Raw genomic sequence first — 20,235 nt, 5'->3', positions numbered from 1 at the left:
CGGGCTCTTGCAGGATGCGAACGGTGGACAACCCCGGCACCCTCATCCTGATCATGGCCATGGCCGCCCTGGCGCCGCTGCTCGCCGCCTCCGTCTCGCGGCTGCTCTCCGTACCCGTGGTGATCTTCGAGATCCTGCTGGGCATCCTGATCGGCCCCGACGTCCTCGACTGGGCCCACCACGACCAGGTGATCGACGCCCTCTCCGACCTCGGGCTGTCGATGCTGATCTTCCTCGCCGGGTACGAGATCCGGTTCGCGGACGTCGGCGGCCCGGTACTGCGGCGGGCAGGCGGCGCCTGGGTGGTCTCGCTCGCCCTCGGGCTCGGCGTCTCCCTGGCGATCAACGGCGGCGACCTCGCCCGGAGCCTCGTCATCGGCACCGCGCTCACCAGCACCGCGCTCGGCGCCGTCCTGCCGATCCTGCGCGACTCGGGGCGACTGGAGAACCGGTTCGGGACGGTCGTCACCGGGTTCTGCGCGGTCGGCGAGTTCGGCCCGATCATCGCGATGGCCCTGCTCTTCAGCGGGCGCAGCCCGGGAGCGGCGAGCGTCGTGCTGGCCCTGTTCGCCGTGGTGACGGCCGGCGCCGTCTGGTGGGCGTCCCGGCCCCGGCCGCCCTGGTTCGGCCGCCTCGTAGCCGGAACCCTGCACAGCAGCGCCCAGTTCGCGGTGCGCTACGTGATGCTGCTGCTCGCCGCGATGCTCGGCCTCGCCGAACTCTTCGGCCTGGACACCCTCCTCGGCGCCTTCGCGGCGGGCATGCTCACCCGGATCATCCTCACCGGCGCGGTGCCCGAGAGCAGCGAAATGATCCTCTCCAAGATCGAAGCCATCGGCTTCGGATTCCTCGTGCCGTTCTTCTACGTCGTCACCGGCATCGACTTCGACCTGCGGGCCCTCCTCGACGGCGGACGCCCCCTGGCGCTCCTCCCCGCCTTCCTGCTCCTCTTCCTGCTGGTGCGCGGCGGCCCCGTGTTCGCGCTCGCCCCGTCCGACCTCCGCTCGGCCCCGGAGCGCGGGGCGCTCGCCCTGTACGCGGCCACCTGCCTGCCGCTCGTCGTCGCGATCACCACCATCGGCCTCGACGAGAAGGTGATCGGTACGGGGGAGGGCGCGGCGCTGGTCGCCGCGGCGATGGTCTCCGTCCTGGTGTTCCCGCTGCTGGCGCCGTGGCTGCTGGAGCGGAAGGAGGGCCCGGACGCGGGGGCCGGGGGAGCGCGGGCTGAGCGGGGCGGGGAGGCGTGGTGAGGGGCGTGATGAGGGAGGCGGGGGTGGGCCTCGCGGCCCGTGCCCCGTACAACCGCGCAGGTCACGGGGCCCACCGGTTCCGGTGCCGGTCCCGGCGCCGGATCCGGTCCGCGACGTCACCCGGTTGCCCCGCTCTCCTGCGAAGTCCGGCGCGGCGACGCAGGGTGGACCCATGTGGTCCCGCCGATTGGCCGCAGGAGCCGTACTCCTGACGCTGGCCTTCCTGATACTCCGGGACGGTCCGGCCGTGCGTGCACCCTCCTCGGAGCGCGCCGCCGCCGTCGCCCCGGAGCGGATACGGGTGCCCGCCGAACCCCGGATCGTCAGCCGCGCCGCCTGGCACGCCGACGAGACGATCGTGAAGGAGAAGGCGCAGTACACCGGGGCAGCCCGGGCCGTCTTCATCCACCACACGAACAACGGCAACCGGTACGACTGCGACGACGCCCCCGAGATGCTGCGGGCCGTCCAGTCCGACCACGTCAACGACGAGGGCTGGGACGACATCGGCTACAACTTCGTCGTCGACCGCTGCGGCACCATCTACGAAGGCCGAGCGGGCGGAGTCACCCGCTCGGTGCGCGGCGCCCACACCAAGGGCTTCAACGCCGACACCGTCGGGATAGCCGCCCTCGGCACCTTCACCGACCCGAACACCCCCGTACCGCAGCCCATGCTGGACGCCATCGAGCGCATCGCCGCCTGGAAACTGCGCCCCGGCACCGACCCGCGCGGCAGGGTCACCCTCGTCTCCACCAACAGCGAGAGCCTCTACCCCAAGGGCGACTCCGCCGATCTGAACGTCATCTCGGGCCACCGCGACAGCTACGGCACCGACTGCCCCGGCGACGCGCTGTACGCCAAGCTCCCCGAAATCCGCGAGAAGACCGCCGCCCTCCGCAAGGCCGCCGGCGGCAGCGCGGACCTCCTCCCCGCGAAGACCCAGGCGGCACGGAAGCGGGCAGCGGGGCGGTGAGGGGAGGAGGCGGTGAGGGGAGGGGGCGGCTGCGGTACGTTCAGCTCTTCGCCCGCTCCTCCGCGCTGCGCTCGACGCAGAGTTCGTTGCCCTCCGGATCGTGCAGCGTCACCCACCCGGCACCGCCCGGCTTCCGGTGGTCCTCGTGGAGCGTGGCCCCGAGGCCGATCAACCGGGCCACCTCCTCGTCCCGGGTACGGTCCTGGGGCTGGAGGTCGAGGTGCAGCCGGTTCTTCACCGACTTCCGGTCCTCGACCGCGATGAACAGCAGCGCGTGCGGACCCGCCGAGACCGAGGCCTCGGGGTCACCCGGAAAGTCGTCCTCGGCCAGCTTGCCGCCCAGGACGGCCGCCCAGAAACTCGCGAGGGCGTGCGGGTCGGCGCAGTCGACGGTGATGTGGCGTATCGCAGAAGTCATGGGCCCACCCGATCACGGGAGAGGGTCGGTGCGCAGCGGTTTGTTACGTGCGGGGATGGTGCGGCCGGCCGCTCGGCGCGCCACGAACTGCACGAGAATCGCCTGCACTTCGTAGATGTCGACGCCCTTCGTGAAGGTCTTCCGGATCGGCGCGGGCGTCCCGGGGTTCCATGTCCGCAACTCCGCGTCCGGTGCTGTTGAAGCGGCCGTCGTGGGAGAGTCGGTCGTCCGGGGAGGGGGCGGGCGCAGAATCGACCTGATGATGGTTGGCAGCCGTCATCGCCGCCCCCGGCCGGCGTCAGATGCGGTGGACCGTGTGGAGCTTCGTCGCGTAGGTGCCGGTGCCGTCGAGGAGGGAGGCGCCGCCCAGGTCGGACATGGTGGGGCCGTTGGCGGTCTTGCGGCTGGAGAGGAAGCGGCGCTTGCCGTTGGTGTCCGTGCCGAGGTGGATGCCGACGTGGTCGACGGTGGCGGTCACCGTGTCGTCGCCGGAGTCGGCGTTGAAGAGGACCAGGTCTCCGGGCTGGAGTTGGGTTGCGGCTGGCGGGTTCGTGCCGTCCGTCCGGTCGATCCGGATGCCGGGGGTGTCGTCGGCCATGTGGCGGGACTGGCGCGGGATGCGGGTTCCGGAGGTGTCCTCGCCCGCTGCCAGGGGGATGCCCAGGTGGTAGCCGTAGACCATGCGTACGTACCCGGAGCAGTCGAGGTTGCCGGCCTGCTTCGTGGAGGGGCCCGTCCAGGTGCCGTCGGGGAAGGTCCAGCCGGTGTTCATGTACTCGTGGAAGTCCGCGCCCTCGTAGCGGTGGCCCTGCGGGTCGAGGTAGCCGTAGCCGGCCTCGCCCATGACCTGCTTGCCCGTCGCCGGGGTGGTGGCCGTGGCCACGGCGGGGGCTCCCGGGAGGAAGGCGGCGGCGTGGGCCAGGACGTCGGGGGCGGGGGAGCCCGCCCAGCCGCGGATCGTCTGCTCCAGGGCCGGGGTCCAGGTGCCGTCGAAGGGCTCGGGGAGGACGCGTACCCAGGTGTCGTGGGTGACGGTCGGCGGCTGCTGCCAGGTCGCGGCGTCGATCTGGAAGCGGCTCACCGCGAGGGTGACGGGGAGGTTGGCGCAGCCCTGGTTGGCCAGGGCGCGCAGGCCCACCCGGCCCGCGGTGAAGGTGGTGTCCGTGACGTCCGCCGTCCAGGCGGTGGGCTCGGTGGCGGCCGTTCGCCACGCCTTGGCCCGGATGCGGGTGCCCTCGCGGAGGACTCGTATCGTCCAGTCGGTGCCGGCCGGTACTCCGGTGGCGAGGGTGGTGGCGGTGGCCAGCTGGGTGACCGTGTCCGCGACCTCCTTCTCCACGCGCAGTTCTACGGTGCCCGTGGTCAGGAAGGACAGCCTGGCGCGGTAGTTGTTGTGGGTGTCCTGATAGCCGAAGGACAGGGCGTACGAACACGCCTGGCCGGTGGGCACCTTGTCGAAGCGGGCGGTCGCGCGGACGTCGACGTCGGTGACCGCGTCGTCCCGGAGGGTGGCGTGGCGGCTCGCGTAGTCGGTGGTGAGCGCGAGGGTGGCGGTGCCCGGGACGACGGCGTAGTCGGTGTCGACGGGACCCAGCGTGGACCAGCTTCCCCCGGCGGGCGAGGTTCCCCAGTACGTGCGGTCCGCGACCGGCAGCGTCTGGTCGGGGAGGGTGCGCCGGAAGTCGTCCACGAAGGGGCGTTTGTTCTCGGTGAAGGTGCGCTCGGGGCCGGTGAGGACGGCGGTGCGCGCGCCCTTGGTCAGGACCGCGACCCTCTGGGAGCCGCAGGTGACCTCCAGGCGCTCGGGGGTGCCCGGCAGCACGCTCGTGGTGAGGGTGCCGAGGGAGACGGCGGTGTAGTAGGCGGCGTCGAGCGGTCCGAGGGTGACGGAGGACCGGGGCGAGGTGAGGGACGCGGCAACCGTGGTCGCGGCCGACGTGGCCTCGGTGGGCGCGACGGCCTCGGGTATCGACGCTCCGGGCGAGGCGGCGGCAGCCGTCGTACCGAGAGGGACGGAGGCGGCGGCGGCACCTGCGAGAGCGGCAAGCACGGTGCGGCGGGACGTGGTTGACATGCGGACATGATCTCCTGAGGTCCGCTGCCGTCCCTGGGGTGGTGCCGCTACCGCGCCCGGGTCCCCCGTGAGCCGCTGGTGCGGGCGTAGTGGTGGGCGGCGGCGACCGAGGCCATGAGTTCGGCGTCCAGGAGGGACGGGTCGGCGAGCCGGGTCGGGGCCGCGTAGGAGGCGAAGAGGGCTTTGGTCACGCGGAGGGCCGACTCGGGGCGGCGGACGATCGGCTTGGTCCATTCGGCGACGGCCCGGTCGAGTTCGGCCTCGGGCGCGACCTTCTGGAGGACCGAGAGCTCGTACGCCTCATGGGCGTCGAAGACGCGGCCGGTGAGGATCAGTTCGCGGGCTCGGGCGGCGCCGATCTCGTTGATCAGGCGGGGGAGCACGCCGCCCCAGGCGGTGGGCAGGCCGAGGGCGAGTTCGGGGAGGCGGAAGGTGGTGGTGTCCGCGCCGACGCGCAGGTCGCAGGCGAGGGCGAGCGCCAGGCCGGCGCCGATGACCTTGCCCTGGACGCGGGCGACGGTGACAGCGGGGCAGCCGGTGAGGGCTTCGCAGACGCGACGGGCCTTGTCGCCGGCGATCCGGATGCCGCTCCCGGTGGGGTCCTCGTCGAGCCAGTCCGCGAACTCGTTGCGGTCACCGCCGAGGCTGAAGTCGGGTCCGGCGCCGCTCAGGACGAGGACGCGTACCTCCGGGTCCGGTACGGCGAGGACGGTCAGCAGGTCGTCGAGCATCGCCTCGGTGACCGTGTTGCCCTCGGCAGGGCGGTCCAGCTCGACGCGGAGTACGGGGCCTTCGCGCAGCGTGCGTACGGTGCCGGTGCGGCGGCCGTAGGGCGAGAGGAATTCGGAGAGCGGGAGTTTCATGGCGTCACATTCGATTCGTCACGCCGAGGGAGGTCACGCGTCGGAAGACCATCCGTGAGGCGTACGTGGCAGGGGTGGAGACCCGGATGTCCGGGAAGCGGTCGAGGAGTTGGACGAGGAGCGAGCGGGCCTCCAGGCGGGCGAGGGCCGCGCCGAGGCAGTAGTGGACGCCACCGCCGAAGGTGAGGTGGTTGCCCCGGCGCCCGATGTCGAAGGTGAGCGGGTCCTCGTTGCGGCGCGGATCGTGGTTGGCTGCCCCGTACATGACATGAACCATGGCGTCCTTGGGGATGGTGACGCCCGCCAGCTCGGTGTCCTCGGCTGCGACCCGGGTGTTGATGGCGATCGGCGGGTCGTAGCGGAGCACCTCCTCCAGCGCGTCGTCGACCAGCTCGGGGCGGGCGCGCAGCGTCGCCCAGCGCCCGGGGTCGCCGGCCAGCAGGGACACGACCGAGGAGAGCAGGGTGGCGGTGGTCTCCAGGGAGGCGATGGTGACGAACATGGTGAGGCGGTAGAGGATCTCGTCGGCCGTCTCCCGGTCCGGTTCCATCGCGTCCCAGGTGTGGATCCAGCCGGTGAGGACGTCGTGGCGGGGACGGTCGCGACGCTCCTGGACGAGCTGGGTGAAGTACTTCCGCAGGTGCGCGGTGGCATCGGCGGAGACGGCCAGCTCGCTGCGGTTCGGCAGCAACTCCTGGGCGTACACCTGGTTGTGGGTGATCTCCAGGATGTGCTCGTAGTCCTCGGCGGGGATACCGAGCCAGCCGCCGATGGTGGAGATGGGGAGCCGGTCGCTCACCAGGGAGACGAAGTCGGCCTCGCCACCGCCCGCGAGGGCCGCGGCGAGGTCGTCGAGCAGCGATCCGACGTGCCGCTCGACCTGCGGGGTGAGCCGCTCGATCGTCGACCGGTCGAAGAGGTTGCCGAGACTGCGCCGCTGGCAGGTGTGTTCCGGGGCGTTGAGGCGCGCGAGGGTCTTGGTCATCTCCTGGGTGGCGACGGCGTCCCAGCGCCCGGCGTCCTCCTGGCGCTCCTGCCAGGCGAAGTCGGGCGCCAGCCAGCCGCGTCCCCGGAGCACCTGGTTCGCGGAGTCGAAGCCGGTGACGAAGTACCCGCCCCAGGGGGCGGGGACGACGTCACCCATGGCCCGAAGTTCGGCGAGCAGGGAGAAGGGGTTCGCCTGCCCGTCCGGTGATCTGAGCGAGCGCAGCAGCGTGACAAGGGCCCGGCGGTCGACGACGGGCTTGGTTATGCCACTTCTCGCACTCACGGAGAGTTCCTTGTCCTGGGCGGCCGGTTACCGCCCAGAACCTACCCTCGGCCAAGTCCTGGCCATGCGTCGATCTTTGTTGGCCATGTCACAGGAATATGCCTCAGGAATGGTCAATTCATACGCGGAAGACGTCCAGGAAGGAGCTCCACCAACCCTTGTTCTTCTTCGGCGTGTCGGCCGCATGGTGACGGGGCGTCACCTGCGGGGCTTCCGCGGAAGCGCGCGCGGACGTCGTGACCTGATGGTGCGTCAGACCATGTCGCGCCGCCGTGGGGGTGAAGACCACCGGCAGGGAGACCAGCGCGCGGTGGAACGGCCCGGGCCGCCACTCGACGGCCGTCGGGTGCACCGCGAGAGCGATGTCCGGTACGGAGTTGAGCACCTTCTCGATGGCGGTGAGGGCGATCAGCTGGGCCGGGGACTTCGCCGGGCACACGTGCGGACCGGCGCCCCAGGCGAGATGGGCGCCCTTCGCCATGGTGTCGCGGGCGGCGGTGAGGTCCGGGTCGCTGTTGGCGGCGGCGAAGCTGATCAGTACGGGCGAACCCGCCTTGAGGATCATGCCGTTCAGGTCGACGTCCTGAACGGGGAAGTGCGTCGCGTAGTTCGCGATCGGCGGGTTGTTCCAGAGCACCCCGTCGATCGCGTCCTCCACGAGGAGACCGCCGCCGCGGCCCCCCTGGTCCGCGTCGCCCGACAACATGGCGAGCAGCGCGTTGGCGATCAGGTTGCGCTCCGGCTCGACGCCCGCGCCCATCAGCACGACGAGCTGGTCCTTGAGCTCCTCGTCACTGAGCCCGGCCGGGTGCTGGATGAGCCAGGAGGTGATGTCCTCGCCGGGCTGACGCCGCTTGAGGGAGACGAGCTCCATCAGGCACTCCGTCAGGCGGGCGTTGGCGTTCAGCACGTCCTCGCCGTCGAAGATGGCGGACATGTCGCGGGTCAGCCGGTCACCGATGTCGCCCGGGCAGCCGAAGAGCTGGTTGAAGAGCAGCAGCGGCAGCAGCTTGGCGTAGTCGCCGAGGAGGTCGGCGCTGCCCCGCTCGATGAACTGGTCGACCAGGTAGTCCCCGATGCGCTCCACGTCCCGCCGCAGCCGGCTGGGGTTCAGCCGGGCGAGGCTCTCGGTGACCGCCTTGCGCAGCCGCAGGTGTTCGGTGCCGTCCGTGAAGAGACAGTTGGGCCGGTACGCCATCATCGGCAGCACCGGGCTGTCGAGCGGGACCTGCCCCTCCCGCAGCGCGGTCCACCGCCGGGAGTCGCGCGCGAAGAGCGACGGGTTCTGGAGGACCCGGAGCGCCGCCTCGTGTTCGACCACCAGGGTGGCATCCACGCCGGGGGCCAGCTCGATCGGTGCCGCGGCTCCGTGGGCGCGCAGCGCCTCGTACACGCGATGCGGGTCGGCCGCGAACTCAGGGCCGTAGAGCGACGTCTGTCGCCCCTGGTGCATCGGGCACCCGGAGGGGGCGCCGTGCGGGTTGGCTCCCGGCGACGGGTCCATGTCTCTTCCTCGGTGTGAAGGCGGGCCGGAACCGGCCCGTGGAGGGGTGGGGCTCGTAGGGTCAGGCGACGCGGGCGAGCAGGTGCTGCACCAGCGTGATCAGTGCCTGTGCGGACGACTTCTGGTCACGCGCGTCGCAGTGGATCACCGGAGTGTCCGGCAGCAGGTCGAGCGCCTCGCGGAGCTCGTCCTCGCTGTGCCGCGTGGTGGGGTCGAAACTGTTCACGGCGACCGCGTACTCCAGGCCGTACCGCTCGACCAGGTCGATCACCGGGAAGGTGTCGGCGAGCCGGCCCGGGTCGATCAGCAGCAGCGCGCCGAGCGACCCGCGGGCCATGTCCTCCCACAGCTGCACGAACCGCTGCTGGCCCGGGGTGCCGAACAGGTACAGCACCAGTTCGTCGCTGAGGGTCAGACGGCCGAAGTCCAGCGCGACCGTCGTGGTCTCCTTGCCGGGAGCGCTCCGCAGGTCGTCCAGGTGGGCGGCGGCCTGCGTCATCCGCTCCTCGGTGCGCAGCGGAGTGATCTCGGAGAGCGTGCCGATGAGCGTGGTCTTGCCCACGGCGAAATGTCCGACGACGAGGATCTTCGCCGCACGCTGGACCGCCTCCGGCACATAGATGTTCTCAGCCGAAGCGGACGTGGAGTCCATGCAACACCTCTTCGAGGATCTTCCGGTCGACGAGTTGGGCGGCGGGCGGGGCCTTGCGCCGGATCAGGTGGCCCTGTTCCGCTAAATCCTGGAGCAGCAGGCGGGCCACCCCTACGGGCTGCTGGAGGTGGCCGGCCACCTCTGCCACCGAGAGGTAGCCGCCGGAACAGAGCTCCCAGATCGCCCGGACCTCGGGGCCCGCCTGCGCGGGCATCTCCCGGTCCGGGGCGATGGTGACGAGCGTGACGAGGGAGAGCGCATCCGCGTCGGGCAGACCGCGCCCGCCGGTGATGACGTACGAGCGGACGAATCCGCTGGAGACGGCCTCTTCCTCGCCCCGGGCCGTCATGCGTCGCTTCCCGCCGTCTGGCGAGGAGGTGTGCTCATCGCCTTCCCGACCGCGCCGACCTGCTGCTGCATGCGGAACGACATGGCTTCCATGTCCACGTCGGCGGCTGCGGCGGCGGCCAGATAGGCGCCGCTGCCGGCGGCTATGAGGAAGATCCAGCCGTCCTCGTACTCCAGCAGCGTCTGCCGCCACTGGCCGGGCGTGCGGGTGCCGATGAAGGGGGCGACGGCCCGGCTCAGCGACTGCATCGAGCTCATGGCGGCGGCGACCGTCTCGGCGTCGTCACGGCCGATGTCGGCCGAACTCGCCAGCAGCAGGCCGTCGGCGGACACGAGGATGGCGTGTCGGGCGCCGGGTACCTGGAGCACGTCGTCGAGTACCCACGACAGGTCGGGATTCACTGGTTCTCGGTTCCTTCCATCGTCGTCGTGTCACGTCCGGACCGCGTGCCCCGCTGGAACGCGCCGAGCCGGGAGGCCGTCTCTTCGTTGCTGCGCACCGGAGCCGGTTCGGCCACCGCCGTGGGCAGGACGGAGACCGGACTCTGGCGGCGCCGCTTGGGCAGGCCGCCGGCGGTGGTAGTCGGCGGCGCGGCGGGTGCGAAGGGCTCCTGCCGTACGGCGTCGGGGAACAGCGGGGTCGGGGCGGTCGGTGCCGTACGGCTGGGGAGCGACGGCACGGACGGCGCCGGGGTCTCCCGGGTGACCGGTACGGGGCTCGGCGGCACGTCGCCGGTCAGCAGCTCGTCGGGGAGCAGAACCACCGCGCGTACACCTCCGTAGGGGGATACGGAGTCCACCGAAACCTTGAACCCGTAGCGGGCGGCCAGCAGGCCGGAGACGGCGAACCCGAACTGAGGGGGAATGCCCAGGCTGGAGACGTTGATCTCCGCGCGGGGGTCGAGCAGGGAGCCCGCGCGGTCCTTCTCCTCCTGGCCCATGCCGAGACCGGCGTCGTCCACGATGAGGCAGACGCCCGAGGGCACGGCCTGGATGTTGATCTCGACCGGGGTGCCCGGGGCGGAGTAGTTGGTGGCGTTCGCCATCAGCTCGGCGAGGACCACGGCGACCGGCTCGACGGCCTTGCTGACCACCGAGAAGTTCACCTGCCCGTTGATCCGGACCCGGTCGAAGTGCCGGATACGGCCCTGGGCGCTGCGGGCCACGTCGAAGACGGAGGCGACGGTCTCGCGGCGGCCGAGCCAGCCACCGCAGAGCACGGCGATGCCCTGTGCCCGGCGGCCGAACTGGCTGTTGGCGTGGTCGATGGCCATGAGGTCGGCGAGGATCTGGGGGTCGTCGCCGTACTTCGTCTGAGCCTTCTCGATGACGACCTGCTGCTGGTCGGCGAGGCCCTGGAGGGTACGCACGGCCGCCTTGAGGACGGCCTTGGTCTCCTCCTCGGCGTCCTTGCGGACATCGGCCAGTTCGGCGGCGTGCCGGTGCAGGAGGCCGGTCTGCGCGGCCTGCCACTCGTCGCGCTGCCGCCACAGGCCCTCGCGCTCGGTTCTGAGCTCGTTGGTCTGCCTGCGCAGTCTGATATTGGTCTTGCGAGCCCGCAGCACGGCGCCAACGGCGACCAGTGCTACGACCATCAGTGCCCAGAGGACAGCGTCCTGTGGAAATGTCATGAGACTCACTTCAAGTGCCATGGCTACGGATACGGCTTGACGCCCCCGTGCCTGCCGCATTCCCTGGCTCAACGAGCCCTGGACCGCGCCATGCAGGGAATGCCCCTCCGAAGTCGGGGCCGAGGTTGTCACCCCTTGCGGGGCGCCCCCTATACGCCATCAGCCCACTGGAAGTCAGTTGATCTTACACAGCTGGCATATGTAAGTGTGAATTACTGAAAGCTAGTTGCATGGTCTCGACCAAAAATGTGCATTTATGATCCACCGTCATATGCGGGCGGAGTGCGGGGGGATGTCCGTTCGGAGCCGCGAACGGAGCGGTGGTGACACGTGTGTCCATGGCATGCGGGTGTCGGCCGGACTACGGCGGCGGGAACGCGAGATGGCCGTTCGGTGGCGTGCGTGGTCGTACGGGGGGTGACGCGCGGAGGTGGTGGCGGGTGTGGGGATCGTGCGGGGATGCGGTGGGGATCATGGGGGCACGCGGCGGGCCGCTTTGCGGGGCGGGGTGCTTTGCGGGGCGGGGCGGGGTGCTCTGTGGAGTGGGGCGGAGTGCGGGGCGGAGGGGTTTGCGGGGCAGGGCGCTTCGCGGAGTGGGGCGGAGTGCGGGGCGGCGGATGAGGTTCAGACGGCGATGACGGTCACGCCCGCTTCGCGGAGCCCGGCCGCGGCCTCGTCGTCGATGGCGTCGTCGGTCACCAGCACGTCGATCCGGCGCAGTTCGCAGACCCGGGCGAACGCCCGACGGCCGATCTTCGAGGAGTCGGCCGCCACGATCACCCGCTGAGCGCGCTCGGCCAGCAGCCGGTTGACGGCCGCCTCGCCCTCGTGGTGGACGTACGCGCCCTCCCGGACGTCGATCGCGTTGACGCCCAGTACGGCGACGTCGAGCGTGATCTCCTGAAGTACCCCGCTCGCCAGCGGCCCGGTGAGCTCGTACGACTGGGGGCGGGCGACTCCGCCGGTCACCACCATCTTGATCTGCGGCCTGATCACCAGCTCGTTCGCGATGTTCAGGGCGTTGGTCACCACGGTCAGCGCCGGCGGGGCGCTGCTGCCGGCCGCGCTGTCGCCGCCGATGTCCGTACGTACCGAGAGGCCCCGCGCGACCTCGGTGACCGTCGTGCCGCCGGTCAGGCCCACCACCCCGCCCGCCGGAACCAGGTCGGCCACGGCGCGGCCGATGCGCTGCTTCTCCGAGGCGTGGCGCGCCGTCTTGTACCGCAGGGGGAGTTCGTAGGAGACCCCGTGCGCGACCGCGCCGCCCCGGGTCCGGGTGAGCATCTGCTGCTCGGCGAGCTGGTCCAGGTCCCGGCGGATGGTCGCGGCCGACACCTCCAGAGTCGTCGCGGCCTCCTCCACCTCCACCCGGCCGTGCGCGGCGAGCAGTTCCAGCAGGGCGTTCCACCGGGCGTCCCTGGACACAGGCGCTCTCCTCGGATGTGTGTGGCGTACGGGGTGTGTGGTGCGGGGTGTGCCGTACGGGGGTGTGGCGTGCGGGGCTCCGGGCGGCCCGCGGGGGCGAAAACCGGACAGGCGCAAGCCTGACACGAGCAGCGGAGATGATCGAACCGTGGAAGAAGTGGGGGTGTGCATGCTTGAAAATGCTCGATTGAAGCCACTAACGTGCAAGAACGAGCACGACTCCCGGTCGGGCTCGCTGTCCCCCTCGGGTCCGCCCCGGGCTGCGCCATGGGATCCGCCATCGGATGTGCCATGGGATCGGCCCGGGTTCCGCCGTGGGTTCCGCCCGTCCCCGCAGTCAGGAGCGCACTCCGTGACCTTCGTCGAAGCAGAGATCGCCAGTCAGCCCGCCTGCTGGCGCCGCGCCGCCGAGCTGGCGTCCACGCGGGCCAAGGCCCTCCCCGCCCACGGCGAACGCATCGCCGTCGTGGGCTGCGGCACCTCCTACTACATGGCGCAGGCCTACGCGTCGCTGCGCGAGAGCAACGGACTCGGCGAGACGGACGCCTTCGCCGCCTCCGAGTTCCCCTTCTCGCGCCGCTACGACCGGGTCGTCGCCCTCACGCGCTCCGGCACGACCACCGAGGTGCTGGAACTGCTCGCCCGGCTGCACGGCACCACCCCCACCGTCGTCGTGACGGCCGTGCCCAGCGCCGAGGTGCGGGCGGTCTCCGACGACATCGTCGAACTCGCCTTCGCGGACGAGGAGTCCGTGGTGCAGACACGGTTCGCCACCACCGCCTTCACCCTCTTCCGCGCCCACCTGGGGCTGCACACCGACGCCGTGGTGACCGATGCCGAAACGGCTCTCTCCGAGCCGCTGCCCGAGGGCCTGATCGAGGCCACCCAGCTCTCCTTCCTCGGCCGGGGCTGGACGGTGGGCCTCGCCAACGAGGCCGCGCTGAAGATGAAGGAAGCGTCGCTGGCCTGGACCGAGTCCTACCCGGCGATGGAGTACCGCCACGGTCCGATCAGCATCGCCACGGACACCACGGCGACCTGGATGTTCGGGCCCGCCCCCGACGGTCTCGCCGAGCAACTGCGCGCCACCGGAGCGCGCTGGGTGGAGAGCGGCCTCGACCCGCTGGCCGACCTGATCCGCGTCCAGCGGCTCGCCGTCGCCCGCGCGACCGCCTCCGGCCTGGACCCCGACCGGCCGCGCCACCTGACGCGCTCGGTGGTCCTCGCGGAAGGCGCGTAGCCCCGTCCGCCCCTCGGATCCGCCGCACAGGTCTGCGGGGCAAGGCTGCGGCTTCGGTCCGACGCTCAGGTCTGCCGGGCTGTCGCTCCGCCTCCCCGCCGGCCCGTTGTGCAGGGCTTCCACCGGGCCCGCTGTTCTGTTCCTGCCGTACTCCTCGTTCGCCACCGTTCTGGAGACACGCACATGACCCTCGCAGCCACCGGCGACCTCGTCGCCGCCGCAGCCGCCGAGCACCGGGCCGTCGCGGCCTTCAACGTCATCACCCTGGAACACGCCGAGGCGATCGTCGAAGGCGCCGAGCGGGCGGGATCGCCGGTCATCCTCCAGATCAGCGAGAACGCGGTGAAGTTCCACCACGGCCGCCCGGTCCCGCTGGCCCGCGCCGCCGCCGAGGCGGCCCGGTCGGCCGGGGTGCCCGTGGCGCTCCACCTGGACCACGTGCACAGCGTCCCGTTGCTCCACCAGGCAGCCGAGTGCGGGTTCAGCTCGGTGATGTTCGACGCCTCCCGGCTGCCGTACGAGGAGAACGTGGCGGCCACCCGGGACGCCGTGCTCTGGGCCCACCAGCACGGGGTGTGGGTGGAGGCGGAGCTCGGCCAGGTGGGCGGCAAGAACGGCGAGGCGCCGCTGGACGCCCATGCCCCGGGCGCCCGGACGGACCCGGACGAGGCGCGTGCGTACGTGGCGGCCACCGGTGTCGACTCCCTCGCGGTGGCCGTCGGCAGCTCCCACGCCATGACCACGCGTACCGCACACCTCGACCACGGGCTGCTGGGGCGGCTGAGCGAGGCGCTGGACCTTCCGCTGGTGCTCCACGGCTCCTCGGGCGTCCCCGACGCGGAGTTGCGGCGGGCCGTCACCGGCGGCATCTCGAAGATCAACATTGGTACGGCCCTGAACACCGCGATGACCGCTGCGGTGCGGGCCCACCTCGCCGACGACCCCCGGGCCGTGGACCCGCGCGGCTACCTCGGTCTCGGACGTACCGCGATGAGTCGCACGGTCACCGCCTTCATCGGTGTCCTCGAAGGGGCTGTCGCACCCGCCGGCTCCGGTGCACTCGCTGGCTCCGATGCACCCGCCGCTCCCGGTGCACCCGCTGGCTCCGGTGCACCCGCCGCTCCCGTCGTCGCACAGGCTCGGGCACGCTGACCCCTCGCCGAGGGAACCGTGCGGCCGGGGGCACTGTGCGCCGGGGGTCGCCGAGCGCCGGGGGTCACCGTCCGGTGGTCACCTCGTGCGGGTCATATCGCGTCCGGGCCGCGCTCGCCGGTACGGACGCGTACGACGGTCTCCACCGGGACGGCCCACACCTTGCCGTCGCCGACCTTGCCCGTCCGGGCCGCGCGGACGACGGCGTCGATGACCGCGTCCGCGTCGGCATCCTCCACGAGGACCTCGACGCGGATCTTGGGCACCAGGTCCACGCGGTACTCGGCGCCCCGGTACACCTCGGTGTGGCCGCGCTGACGTCCGTACCCGCTGGCCTCCGTGACGGTCAGACCCTGCACGCCGTGCTCCTGGAGAACGGTTTTCACCTCGTCGAGGCGGTGCGGCTTCACGACCGCGGTGATGAGCTTCATGAGGGCGGATTCCTGTCCTTGGTGGGCGGGTTCGCGTGGGCGGCGGGCGCCTGGGCGACCTGCGCGTGGGCGCCGTGCTGGTGGGTGCCGTGCGGGTGGATGCCCGGGACGTGTGCCTGTGGGGAGGCGAAGCCCTGGACGCCGTGATCGTAGGCGCTCTCGGCGTGCACCGTCCGGTCCAGGCCGACGAGTTCGTCGTCGCCGGAGGCGCGGAGCCCCATCGACCGGTCGATCGCCTTGGCTGTCCCGTACGTCACGAGGAAGGTGTACGCGGTCACGACCAGCACCGCCACCGTCTGCTTCAGGAGCAGGCCGAGCCCTCCGCCGTAGAGAAGCCCCTCCGGGCCGCCGGTCATCGAAGCGGTGGCGAACACCCCGATGAGCAGGGTGCCGACGACGCCTCCGACGAAGTGGACACCCACCACGTCGAGCGAGTCGTCGAAGTCGAACCGGAACTTCCAGGCCACCGCGTACGAACAGACGACACCCGCCGCCAGGCCGACCCCCGCACCGCCCAGCACCCCGACCGTGCCCGAGGCGGGCGTGACCGCCACCAGTCCGGCGACCGCTCCCGACGCCGCGCCGAAAGTGGTCGGATGGCCGTCGCGCTTCTGCTCGACGAAGAGCCAGCCGAGCAGACCGGTCGACCCGGCGACCAGGGTGTTGAGAACCGCAGCCGCCGCCAGGCCGTCCGCGCGCAGGGCCGAACCGCCGTTGAAGCCCAGCCAGCCGAACCAGAGGAGGCCGGCACCGAGGATCACCATCGGCAGGTTGTGCGGGCGCATGGCCTCCTTCTTGAAGCCGATGCGCGGTCCCAGCACCAGCGCGAGCGCCAGACCCGAAGCCCCACAGGCGATCTCCACCACGAGGCCCCCGGCGAAGTCCAGCGCGCCGAGCGTCCGCGTGATCCACCCGCCCGGACCCCAGACCCAGTGCGCGACCGGAACGTATACGAGGAGGGTCCACAGCGGCACGAACGCCACCCAGGCCGCGAACCGCATGCGGTCCGCCACCGCACCGCTGATCAGCGACGCCGCGAGGATCGCGAAGGTCAGATGGAAGGTGCCGAACAGCAGGGTGGGGACGCCGCCGGTCACGGAGTCGGGGCCGATGTCCACGAGACCCAGGTGGTCGAAGCCGCCTATGAGCCCCGCGAAGGAATCGTCGCCGAAGACGAGGGAGTACCCGGCGACCAGCCAGACGACCGTGACCAGGGCGATCGCCACGAAGCTCATCATCAGCATGTTCAGGACGCTCTTGGCGCGGACCATGCCGCCGTAGAACAGGGCGAGTCCCGGAGTCATCAGCAGGACGAGTGCGGTGGCGGCGAGCAGCCAGGCGGTATCGCCCGTGTCGAGACCTGCCGCGGCAAGGGGAGCAGGGGTCACCAAGGGGCCCTCCTCGGGGCGGCGTGGGGTTCCGGCGAAGGAGAGGGTCGCGGGCGCGCGTTACATACGGAGTACGCGCGGGTTTCCGGCGCATTTCATTGCCCGAGGGTGACGTAAGAGACAACGCCCGGTGTGCGGTGCGGGGCCGACGGGTGGGCGGCGCGCAGGATGGCGCGGCGGCTCAGTGGGCGGGCACCCGGGCGGAGTTGGGTGCGTGCGCACCGGCTCGGCGAGCACTGGCGCGGGGCGCGCCCATGGGGTGAGTGCCGGTGTGGTGGCCGGCGCTGCGTTGAAGGGCGGTGCGTTGAAGGGCGGTGCGTTGAACGGCGGTGCGGTGGACGGCGGTGCGGTGGACGGCGGTGCCGCGGTGGACCAGGACTGGTTGCTGCGGATGCCGTGGTCGGTGGAGGAGATCGAGTCGAAGGCTGTCATGCGTTCGACTATCCGCCGGACGCCGGCGATTGCCCTCAGCCCAGGGGTTGAACTCGGGTGGATCTTGGGTGGAGCAGGGGGGAGACCTCAGGGTGGAGTGCGGTAGACCCCCGGGTGGAGCCGGTCGATGCTCCCCGGCTCCACCCCGCGCCCGGCCCCGGCTCCACCCCGCGCTCAGCCCCGGCTCCACCCCGCGCTCAGCCCCGGCTCCACCCCACCCCGCGCTCAGGTCCGGAACACCGTCAGCGCAGCGACTTCAACATCTCGGCGTTGAACGGGGCGATGTCCTCGGTCCGCCCCACCAGCGTCTTCGCCGCCCACTCGGGGTCGGCGATCAGAGCGCGGCCGACCGCCACCATGTCGAACTCGTCGCGCTCGATCCGGTCGAGCAGCTGCTCGATACCGGTGACGGAAGAGCCTTGGCCCCGGAAGGCGTTGAAGAACTCCCCGTCCAGACCGACCGAGCCGACGGTGATCGTCGGCAGACCGCTGATCTTCTTCACCCAGCCCGCGAGGTTCAGGTCGGAGCCTTCGAACTCCGGCAGCCAGTAGCGGCGGGTGGACGCGTGGAAGACGTCCACACCGGCTTCGGCCAGCGGCGTGACCAGGGCGGCCAGTTCCTCGGGGGTCTCCGCGAGCTTCGCGTCGTAGGCGTCCGACTTCCACTGGGACATGCGGAAGATGAGGGGGAAGGAGTCGGAGACGGCAGCACGGCAGGCCGCCACGATCTCTGTGGCGAAGCGGGTGCGGGCGACGAGGTCGCCGCCGTAGGCGTCCGTACGGCGGTTGCTGCCCGACCAGAGGAACTGGTCGATGAGGTAGCCGTGGGCGCCGTGCAGCTCGGCACCGTCGAAGCCGAGGCGCTCGGCGGCTGCAGCGGCGTCGGCGAAGGCGGCGATCACGTCGTCGAGGTCCTGCTGCGTCATGGCGCGCCCCTTGGGCTCGCCGGTGAGGGAGATGCCCGACGGGCCTACCGGCTCCGCGTCCGTGTACGGCGGGGCGCCTTCGGTGCGGGTCACGCCCACGTGCCACAGCTGCGGAACGATCGCGCCGCCCTCGCGGTGCACGGCGTCGACGACGTCGGCCCAGCCCGCGAACGCGTCCTCGCCGTGGAAGCGCGGAATCCGGTCGCTGGTCCCGGCGGAGGGGTGATCGACGTAGGTGCCCTCGGTGATGATCAGCCCCACTCCGCCGGCGGCACGGCGGGCGTAGTACTCCGCCACGTCCTGGCCGGGGACACCGCCCGGGGAGAACGCGCGGGTCATCGGCGCCATGGCGATCCGGTTGCGCGAGGTCAGCCCGCGCACGGTGAACGGACGCGAGAGGGCTTCCGCCGCGCGGTGGGCTCCGGGAAGGGCGGTCACATCGGTCACATCGGTCACGGCGAGTCCTCTTCGTCGGTGGTGCCGGGCGTCGGGGGTGCCGGCACCCCGTCCTCAACATCCGCCCACCGCCGACGCTTCCCGGTCCCTGCCTCTTGTGGCCGAACTCTCTCCCGGCGGCCCGCCCCCCACCGGCTGAGACGTGGCGAGGGGGGCGGGCCGCTGGACGGCAGCTCGGTTCCGGGCTCGGTTCCGCAGCTGCGTTCCAGGCTCGGTCACGGCGTGACCCGGTTGCCTCCGAAGGTCACCACGAGGCTGCCGTCCGATGCGAAGGACCAGCCCAGGGCGCCGCTGTAGGCGGAGCACCGGGAGCCGTTCGTACCGGACCAGAACTGGTTGGAGCTGTCCGCGTCCCCGATGGTCTTGTCGTTCGACCCGTCGTCGCTGCGGCAGGAGGTGTTGCCGCGGAAGACCGAAGTGCCTCCGTCGAAGCTGAAGTTGCGCTCGCCGTTGTCGATGCTGACGTTGTCGGAGAGTGCGATGGTGCCGAGGTTCCTGTTGTAGGTGAACCCGTGGTGGCCGTTGCCGTACGCGATGCTGCGCCGGACGACGTGGTCGACGGGGATGTCGTTGCCGCCGAGCTTGTAGCCGTTGCGGTCGCCGTTCGAGTTCACGGTGCCGTCGCTGAGGGTGCCGTTGTCGTACGAGAGGGAGTCCTCGATGGTCACCGGGCCGATGGGGCCGGTGTCGGTCTTCGTGTAGAGGTCCCAGCCGTCGTCGATGTTGTTGTGGGACACGGCGTACCGGAAGACGTTCCCGGGGCCGACCGTCAGCTTCGCCGCGAAGCCGTCGGCGTCCTCCCCGTCCGAGTCGGCGTTGTCGTGGGACTCGGCGCTCAGGATCAGATTGTCGGACGGCCACTCGTCCTCGGGGGTGTCGGACGCGATCCGGGAGAGCTGAAGGCCGGAGTCGCGGTTGAAGCGGGTCACGGTGTGCTCGATGACGTTGTGGCTGCCGCCGACGAAGATGCCGTTGTCACCGGCGTGTTCGACCGTGATGCCGTCGAGGTGCCAGTACGAGGCGTTCAGCGCGAGCCCACGGTTGGTGGTGTCCTCGGTCTGCGCGGAGAAGTTCAGCACCGGGGACTCGCCCGGATAGGCGGCGAGCGTGGTGAGGGCGCTGGCCGTGCCGTCGTGGCCCTGCGGGATGGTGATCGTCTGCGCGGGTGCGTAGGTCCCGCCGCGCAGGTAGATGGTCCCGCCGGCCGTGACGCGGGAGATGGCCGAGGTCAGGGTCGTGGGGGCCGTCTCCGTGCCCGCCGCGCCGTCGGTGCCGCCCGGCGCCACGTACAGCGCGTCGGCGGCGAGGGTGGCGGTGGTGCTCGCCCCCGAGCTGAGGGGGAAGGCGGTGGGGAGAGCGGCTCCTTGCGCGGTGGGGCCGGACAGCGCGACCACCGTTCCGGCGAGCACGCCGACGCTTGCGATCAGGGGCTTCCATTGCATCGTTTCGTCTCCAGGTCGTCCGGGCCGCCGCGACGGGGCGCGGCGAAGCCGTGGGGGGAGGAAAGGGACGGACCGTTACCGCCGTGTGGGGGCGGAGCGGTTCGGGTACATGAACCGGGCGGGCGACCGGGCGCCTGTTCAAGCGGAGCAATCGCCTCCATCGGACAGTAAGTGTGTGCCATGTACACGTCAATAGACGAGTACATGATTACTGTCTATGAATGTGAACCTCGCATCGTTGCGGGACGCGTCGGCCGTCGCCGGAACGCGACGACGACTTCCCGCCCGCCGAGGAGCTGGCCGGCGAACTCGCCATGATCCGAAAGACGTTGGAAGCGGCACGGCGGACGGTCCGTA

At 71.3% G+C, this 20,235-nt stretch carries 18 protein-coding genes and 1 pseudogene; 4 read left to right on the top strand and 15 right to left on the bottom strand.

Annotated features, from left to right (window positions below; translation table 11 throughout):
• Positions 1-23 precede the first annotated feature (23 nt).
• Both ACFWEE_RS28165 and ACFWEE_RS28160 read left to right on the top strand, forming a co-directional pair.
• Positions 24-1,250, top strand: coding sequence for a cation:proton antiporter (locus tag ACFWEE_RS28165; RefSeq protein WP_386893276.1), 1,227 nt, complete (start codon positions 24-26; stop codon positions 1,248-1,250).
• A 172-nt stretch (positions 1,251-1,422) separates the two neighbouring features.
• The gene (locus ACFWEE_RS28160) at positions 1,423-2,226 is read left to right on the top strand and encodes a peptidoglycan recognition protein (RefSeq protein ID WP_386893274.1); all 804 of its coding nucleotides are present in this window, start codon (positions 1,423-1,425) and stop codon (positions 2,224-2,226) included.
• A gap of 40 nt (positions 2,227-2,266) precedes the next feature.
• Here the strand turns inward: ACFWEE_RS28160 and ACFWEE_RS28155 are convergent, their stop codons facing one another.
• The 11 genes and pseudogenes from ACFWEE_RS28155 to ACFWEE_RS28105 all read right to left on the bottom strand — a co-directional run bounded on the left by ACFWEE_RS28155 (position 2,267) and on the right by ACFWEE_RS28105 (position 12,411).
• Positions 2,267-2,644, bottom strand: a complete 378-nt coding sequence (locus tag ACFWEE_RS28155) for a VOC family protein (protein ID WP_386893272.1) — start codon at positions 2,642-2,644, stop codon at positions 2,267-2,269.
• A gap of 75 nt (positions 2,645-2,719) precedes the next feature.
• Positions 2,720-2,836: pseudogene (locus tag ACFWEE_RS28150) on the bottom strand (PH domain-containing protein); the annotation flags it as partial.
• Between the two features lie 106 nt (positions 2,837-2,942).
• Positions 2,943-4,718 (bottom strand): NlpC/P60 family protein, encoded by a 1,776-nt coding sequence (locus ACFWEE_RS28145; RefSeq protein WP_386893271.1) that lies wholly within the window; start codon positions 4,716-4,718, stop codon positions 2,943-2,945.
• 47 nt (positions 4,719-4,765) lie between these two features.
• A complete protein-coding gene (locus ACFWEE_RS28140; RefSeq protein WP_386893269.1) occupies positions 4,766-5,581 on the bottom strand; it encodes an enoyl-CoA hydratase/isomerase family protein in 816 nt (271 codons plus the stop codon).
• A gap of 4 nt (positions 5,582-5,585) precedes the next feature.
• Positions 5,586-6,725, bottom strand: coding sequence for a cytochrome P450 (locus ACFWEE_RS28135; RefSeq protein WP_386893318.1), 1,140 nt, complete (start codon positions 6,723-6,725; stop codon positions 5,586-5,588).
• Between the two features lie 244 nt (positions 6,726-6,969).
• Positions 6,970-8,355, bottom strand: a complete 1,386-nt coding sequence (locus ACFWEE_RS28130; protein WP_386893268.1) for a cytochrome P450 — start codon at positions 8,353-8,355, stop codon at positions 6,970-6,972.
• A gap of 61 nt (positions 8,356-8,416) precedes the next feature.
• A complete protein-coding gene (locus tag ACFWEE_RS28125) occupies positions 8,417-9,007 on the bottom strand; it encodes an ATP/GTP-binding protein (protein ID WP_386893266.1) in 591 nt (196 codons plus the stop codon).
• On the bottom strand, positions 8,982-9,356 hold the full coding sequence (locus tag ACFWEE_RS28120; RefSeq protein ID WP_327176956.1) for a DUF742 domain-containing protein: 375 nt from the start codon (positions 9,354-9,356) through the stop codon (positions 8,982-8,984). Before ACFWEE_RS28120 ends, ACFWEE_RS28125 begins: the two co-directional genes overlap by 26 nt.
• Positions 9,353-9,757, bottom strand: coding sequence for a roadblock/LC7 domain-containing protein (locus ACFWEE_RS28115; RefSeq protein ID WP_386893265.1), 405 nt, complete (start codon positions 9,755-9,757; stop codon positions 9,353-9,355). The genes ACFWEE_RS28120 and ACFWEE_RS28115 overlap by 4 nt, the downstream gene beginning before the upstream one ends.
• The gene (locus tag ACFWEE_RS28110; protein WP_386893264.1) at positions 9,754-10,986 is read right to left on the bottom strand and encodes an ATP-binding protein; all 1,233 of its coding nucleotides are present in this window, start codon (positions 10,984-10,986) and stop codon (positions 9,754-9,756) included. The genes ACFWEE_RS28115 and ACFWEE_RS28110 overlap by 4 nt, the downstream gene beginning before the upstream one ends.
• Positions 10,987-11,610: 624 nt before the next feature.
• The gene (locus ACFWEE_RS28105) at positions 11,611-12,411 is read right to left on the bottom strand and encodes a DeoR/GlpR family DNA-binding transcription regulator (protein ID WP_386893262.1); all 801 of its coding nucleotides are present in this window, start codon (positions 12,409-12,411) and stop codon (positions 11,611-11,613) included.
• A 352-nt stretch (positions 12,412-12,763) separates the two neighbouring features.
• Here ACFWEE_RS28105 and ACFWEE_RS28100 point away from each other — a divergent pair, with 352 nt between their 5' ends.
• Both ACFWEE_RS28100 and ACFWEE_RS28095 read left to right on the top strand, forming a co-directional pair.
• Positions 12,764-13,651 carry an SIS domain-containing protein gene (locus ACFWEE_RS28100; RefSeq protein WP_386893260.1) on the top strand — a complete coding sequence of 296 codons (888 nt, stop codon included), beginning with the start codon at positions 12,764-12,766 and terminating at the stop codon, positions 13,649-13,651.
• Positions 13,652-13,834: 183 nt separating this feature from the next.
• Positions 13,835-14,803 (top strand): ketose-bisphosphate aldolase, encoded by a 969-nt coding sequence (locus ACFWEE_RS28095; RefSeq protein WP_386893258.1) that lies wholly within the window; start codon positions 13,835-13,837, stop codon positions 14,801-14,803.
• 92 nt (positions 14,804-14,895) lie between these two features.
• Here ACFWEE_RS28095 and ACFWEE_RS28090 read toward each other — a convergent pair whose 3' ends face one another.
• From ACFWEE_RS28090 to ACFWEE_RS28075, 4 genes are all read right to left on the bottom strand, one after another.
• On the bottom strand, positions 14,896-15,234 hold the full coding sequence (locus ACFWEE_RS28090; RefSeq protein ID WP_386893256.1) for a P-II family nitrogen regulator: 339 nt from the start codon (positions 15,232-15,234) through the stop codon (positions 14,896-14,898).
• Positions 15,231-16,622, bottom strand: a complete 1,392-nt coding sequence (locus ACFWEE_RS28085; protein ID WP_386893254.1) for an ammonium transporter — start codon at positions 16,620-16,622, stop codon at positions 15,231-15,233. The genes ACFWEE_RS28090 and ACFWEE_RS28085 overlap by 4 nt, the downstream gene beginning before the upstream one ends.
• 674 nt (positions 16,623-17,296) lie before the next feature.
• On the bottom strand, positions 17,297-18,427 hold the full coding sequence (locus ACFWEE_RS28080; RefSeq protein WP_386893316.1) for an NADH:flavin oxidoreductase: 1,131 nt from the start codon (positions 18,425-18,427) through the stop codon (positions 17,297-17,299).
• 224 nt (positions 18,428-18,651) lie between these two features.
• The gene (locus tag ACFWEE_RS28075; RefSeq protein WP_386893252.1) at positions 18,652-19,878 is read right to left on the bottom strand and encodes a right-handed parallel beta-helix repeat-containing protein; all 1,227 of its coding nucleotides are present in this window, start codon (positions 19,876-19,878) and stop codon (positions 18,652-18,654) included.
• Positions 19,879-20,235 lie beyond the last annotated feature (357 nt).

Source organism: Streptomyces sp. NPDC060184 (assembly GCF_042728795.1).
Lineage (GTDB): Bacteria > Actinomycetota > Actinomycetes > Streptomycetales > Streptomycetaceae > Streptomyces.
The sequence above is the reverse complement of the archived record's forward strand: the minus strand, read 5'-3'. Positions and strand labels throughout refer to the sequence as shown.

Coding starts and splice junctions, on each gene's coding strand:
- ACFWEE_RS28160 (WP_386893274.1), top strand. CDS start 1,423: ATGTGGTCCCGCCGATTGGCCGCAGGAGCCGTACTCCTGACGCTGGCC.
- ACFWEE_RS28155 (WP_386893272.1), bottom strand. CDS start 2,644: ATGACTTCTGCGATACGCCACATCACCGTCGACTGCGCCGACCCGCAC.
- ACFWEE_RS28145 (WP_386893271.1), bottom strand. CDS start 4,718: ATGTCAACCACGTCCCGCCGCACCGTGCTTGCCGCTCTCGCAGGTGCC.
- ACFWEE_RS28140 (WP_386893269.1), bottom strand. CDS start 5,581: ATGAAACTCCCGCTCTCCGAATTCCTCTCGCCCTACGGCCGCCGCACC.
- ACFWEE_RS28135 (WP_386893318.1), bottom strand. CDS start 6,725: ATGGGTGACGTCGTCCCCGCCCCCTGGGGCGGGTACTTCGTCACCGGC.
- ACFWEE_RS28130 (WP_386893268.1), bottom strand. CDS start 8,355: ATGGACCCGTCGCCGGGAGCCAACCCGCACGGCGCCCCCTCCGGGTGC.
- ACFWEE_RS28125 (WP_386893266.1), bottom strand. CDS start 9,007: ATGGACTCCACGTCCGCTTCGGCTGAGAACATCTATGTGCCGGAGGCG.
- ACFWEE_RS28120 (WP_327176956.1), bottom strand. CDS start 9,356: ATGACGGCCCGGGGCGAGGAAGAGGCCGTCTCCAGCGGATTCGTCCGC.
- ACFWEE_RS28110 (WP_386893264.1), bottom strand. CDS start 10,986: ATGACATTTCCACAGGACGCTGTCCTCTGGGCACTGATGGTCGTAGCA.
- ACFWEE_RS28095 (WP_386893258.1), top strand. CDS start 13,835: ATGACCCTCGCAGCCACCGGCGACCTCGTCGCCGCCGCAGCCGCCGAG.
- ACFWEE_RS28090 (WP_386893256.1), bottom strand. CDS start 15,234: ATGAAGCTCATCACCGCGGTCGTGAAGCCGCACCGCCTCGACGAGGTG.
- ACFWEE_RS28075 (WP_386893252.1), bottom strand. CDS start 19,878: ATGCAATGGAAGCCCCTGATCGCAAGCGTCGGCGTGCTCGCCGGAACG.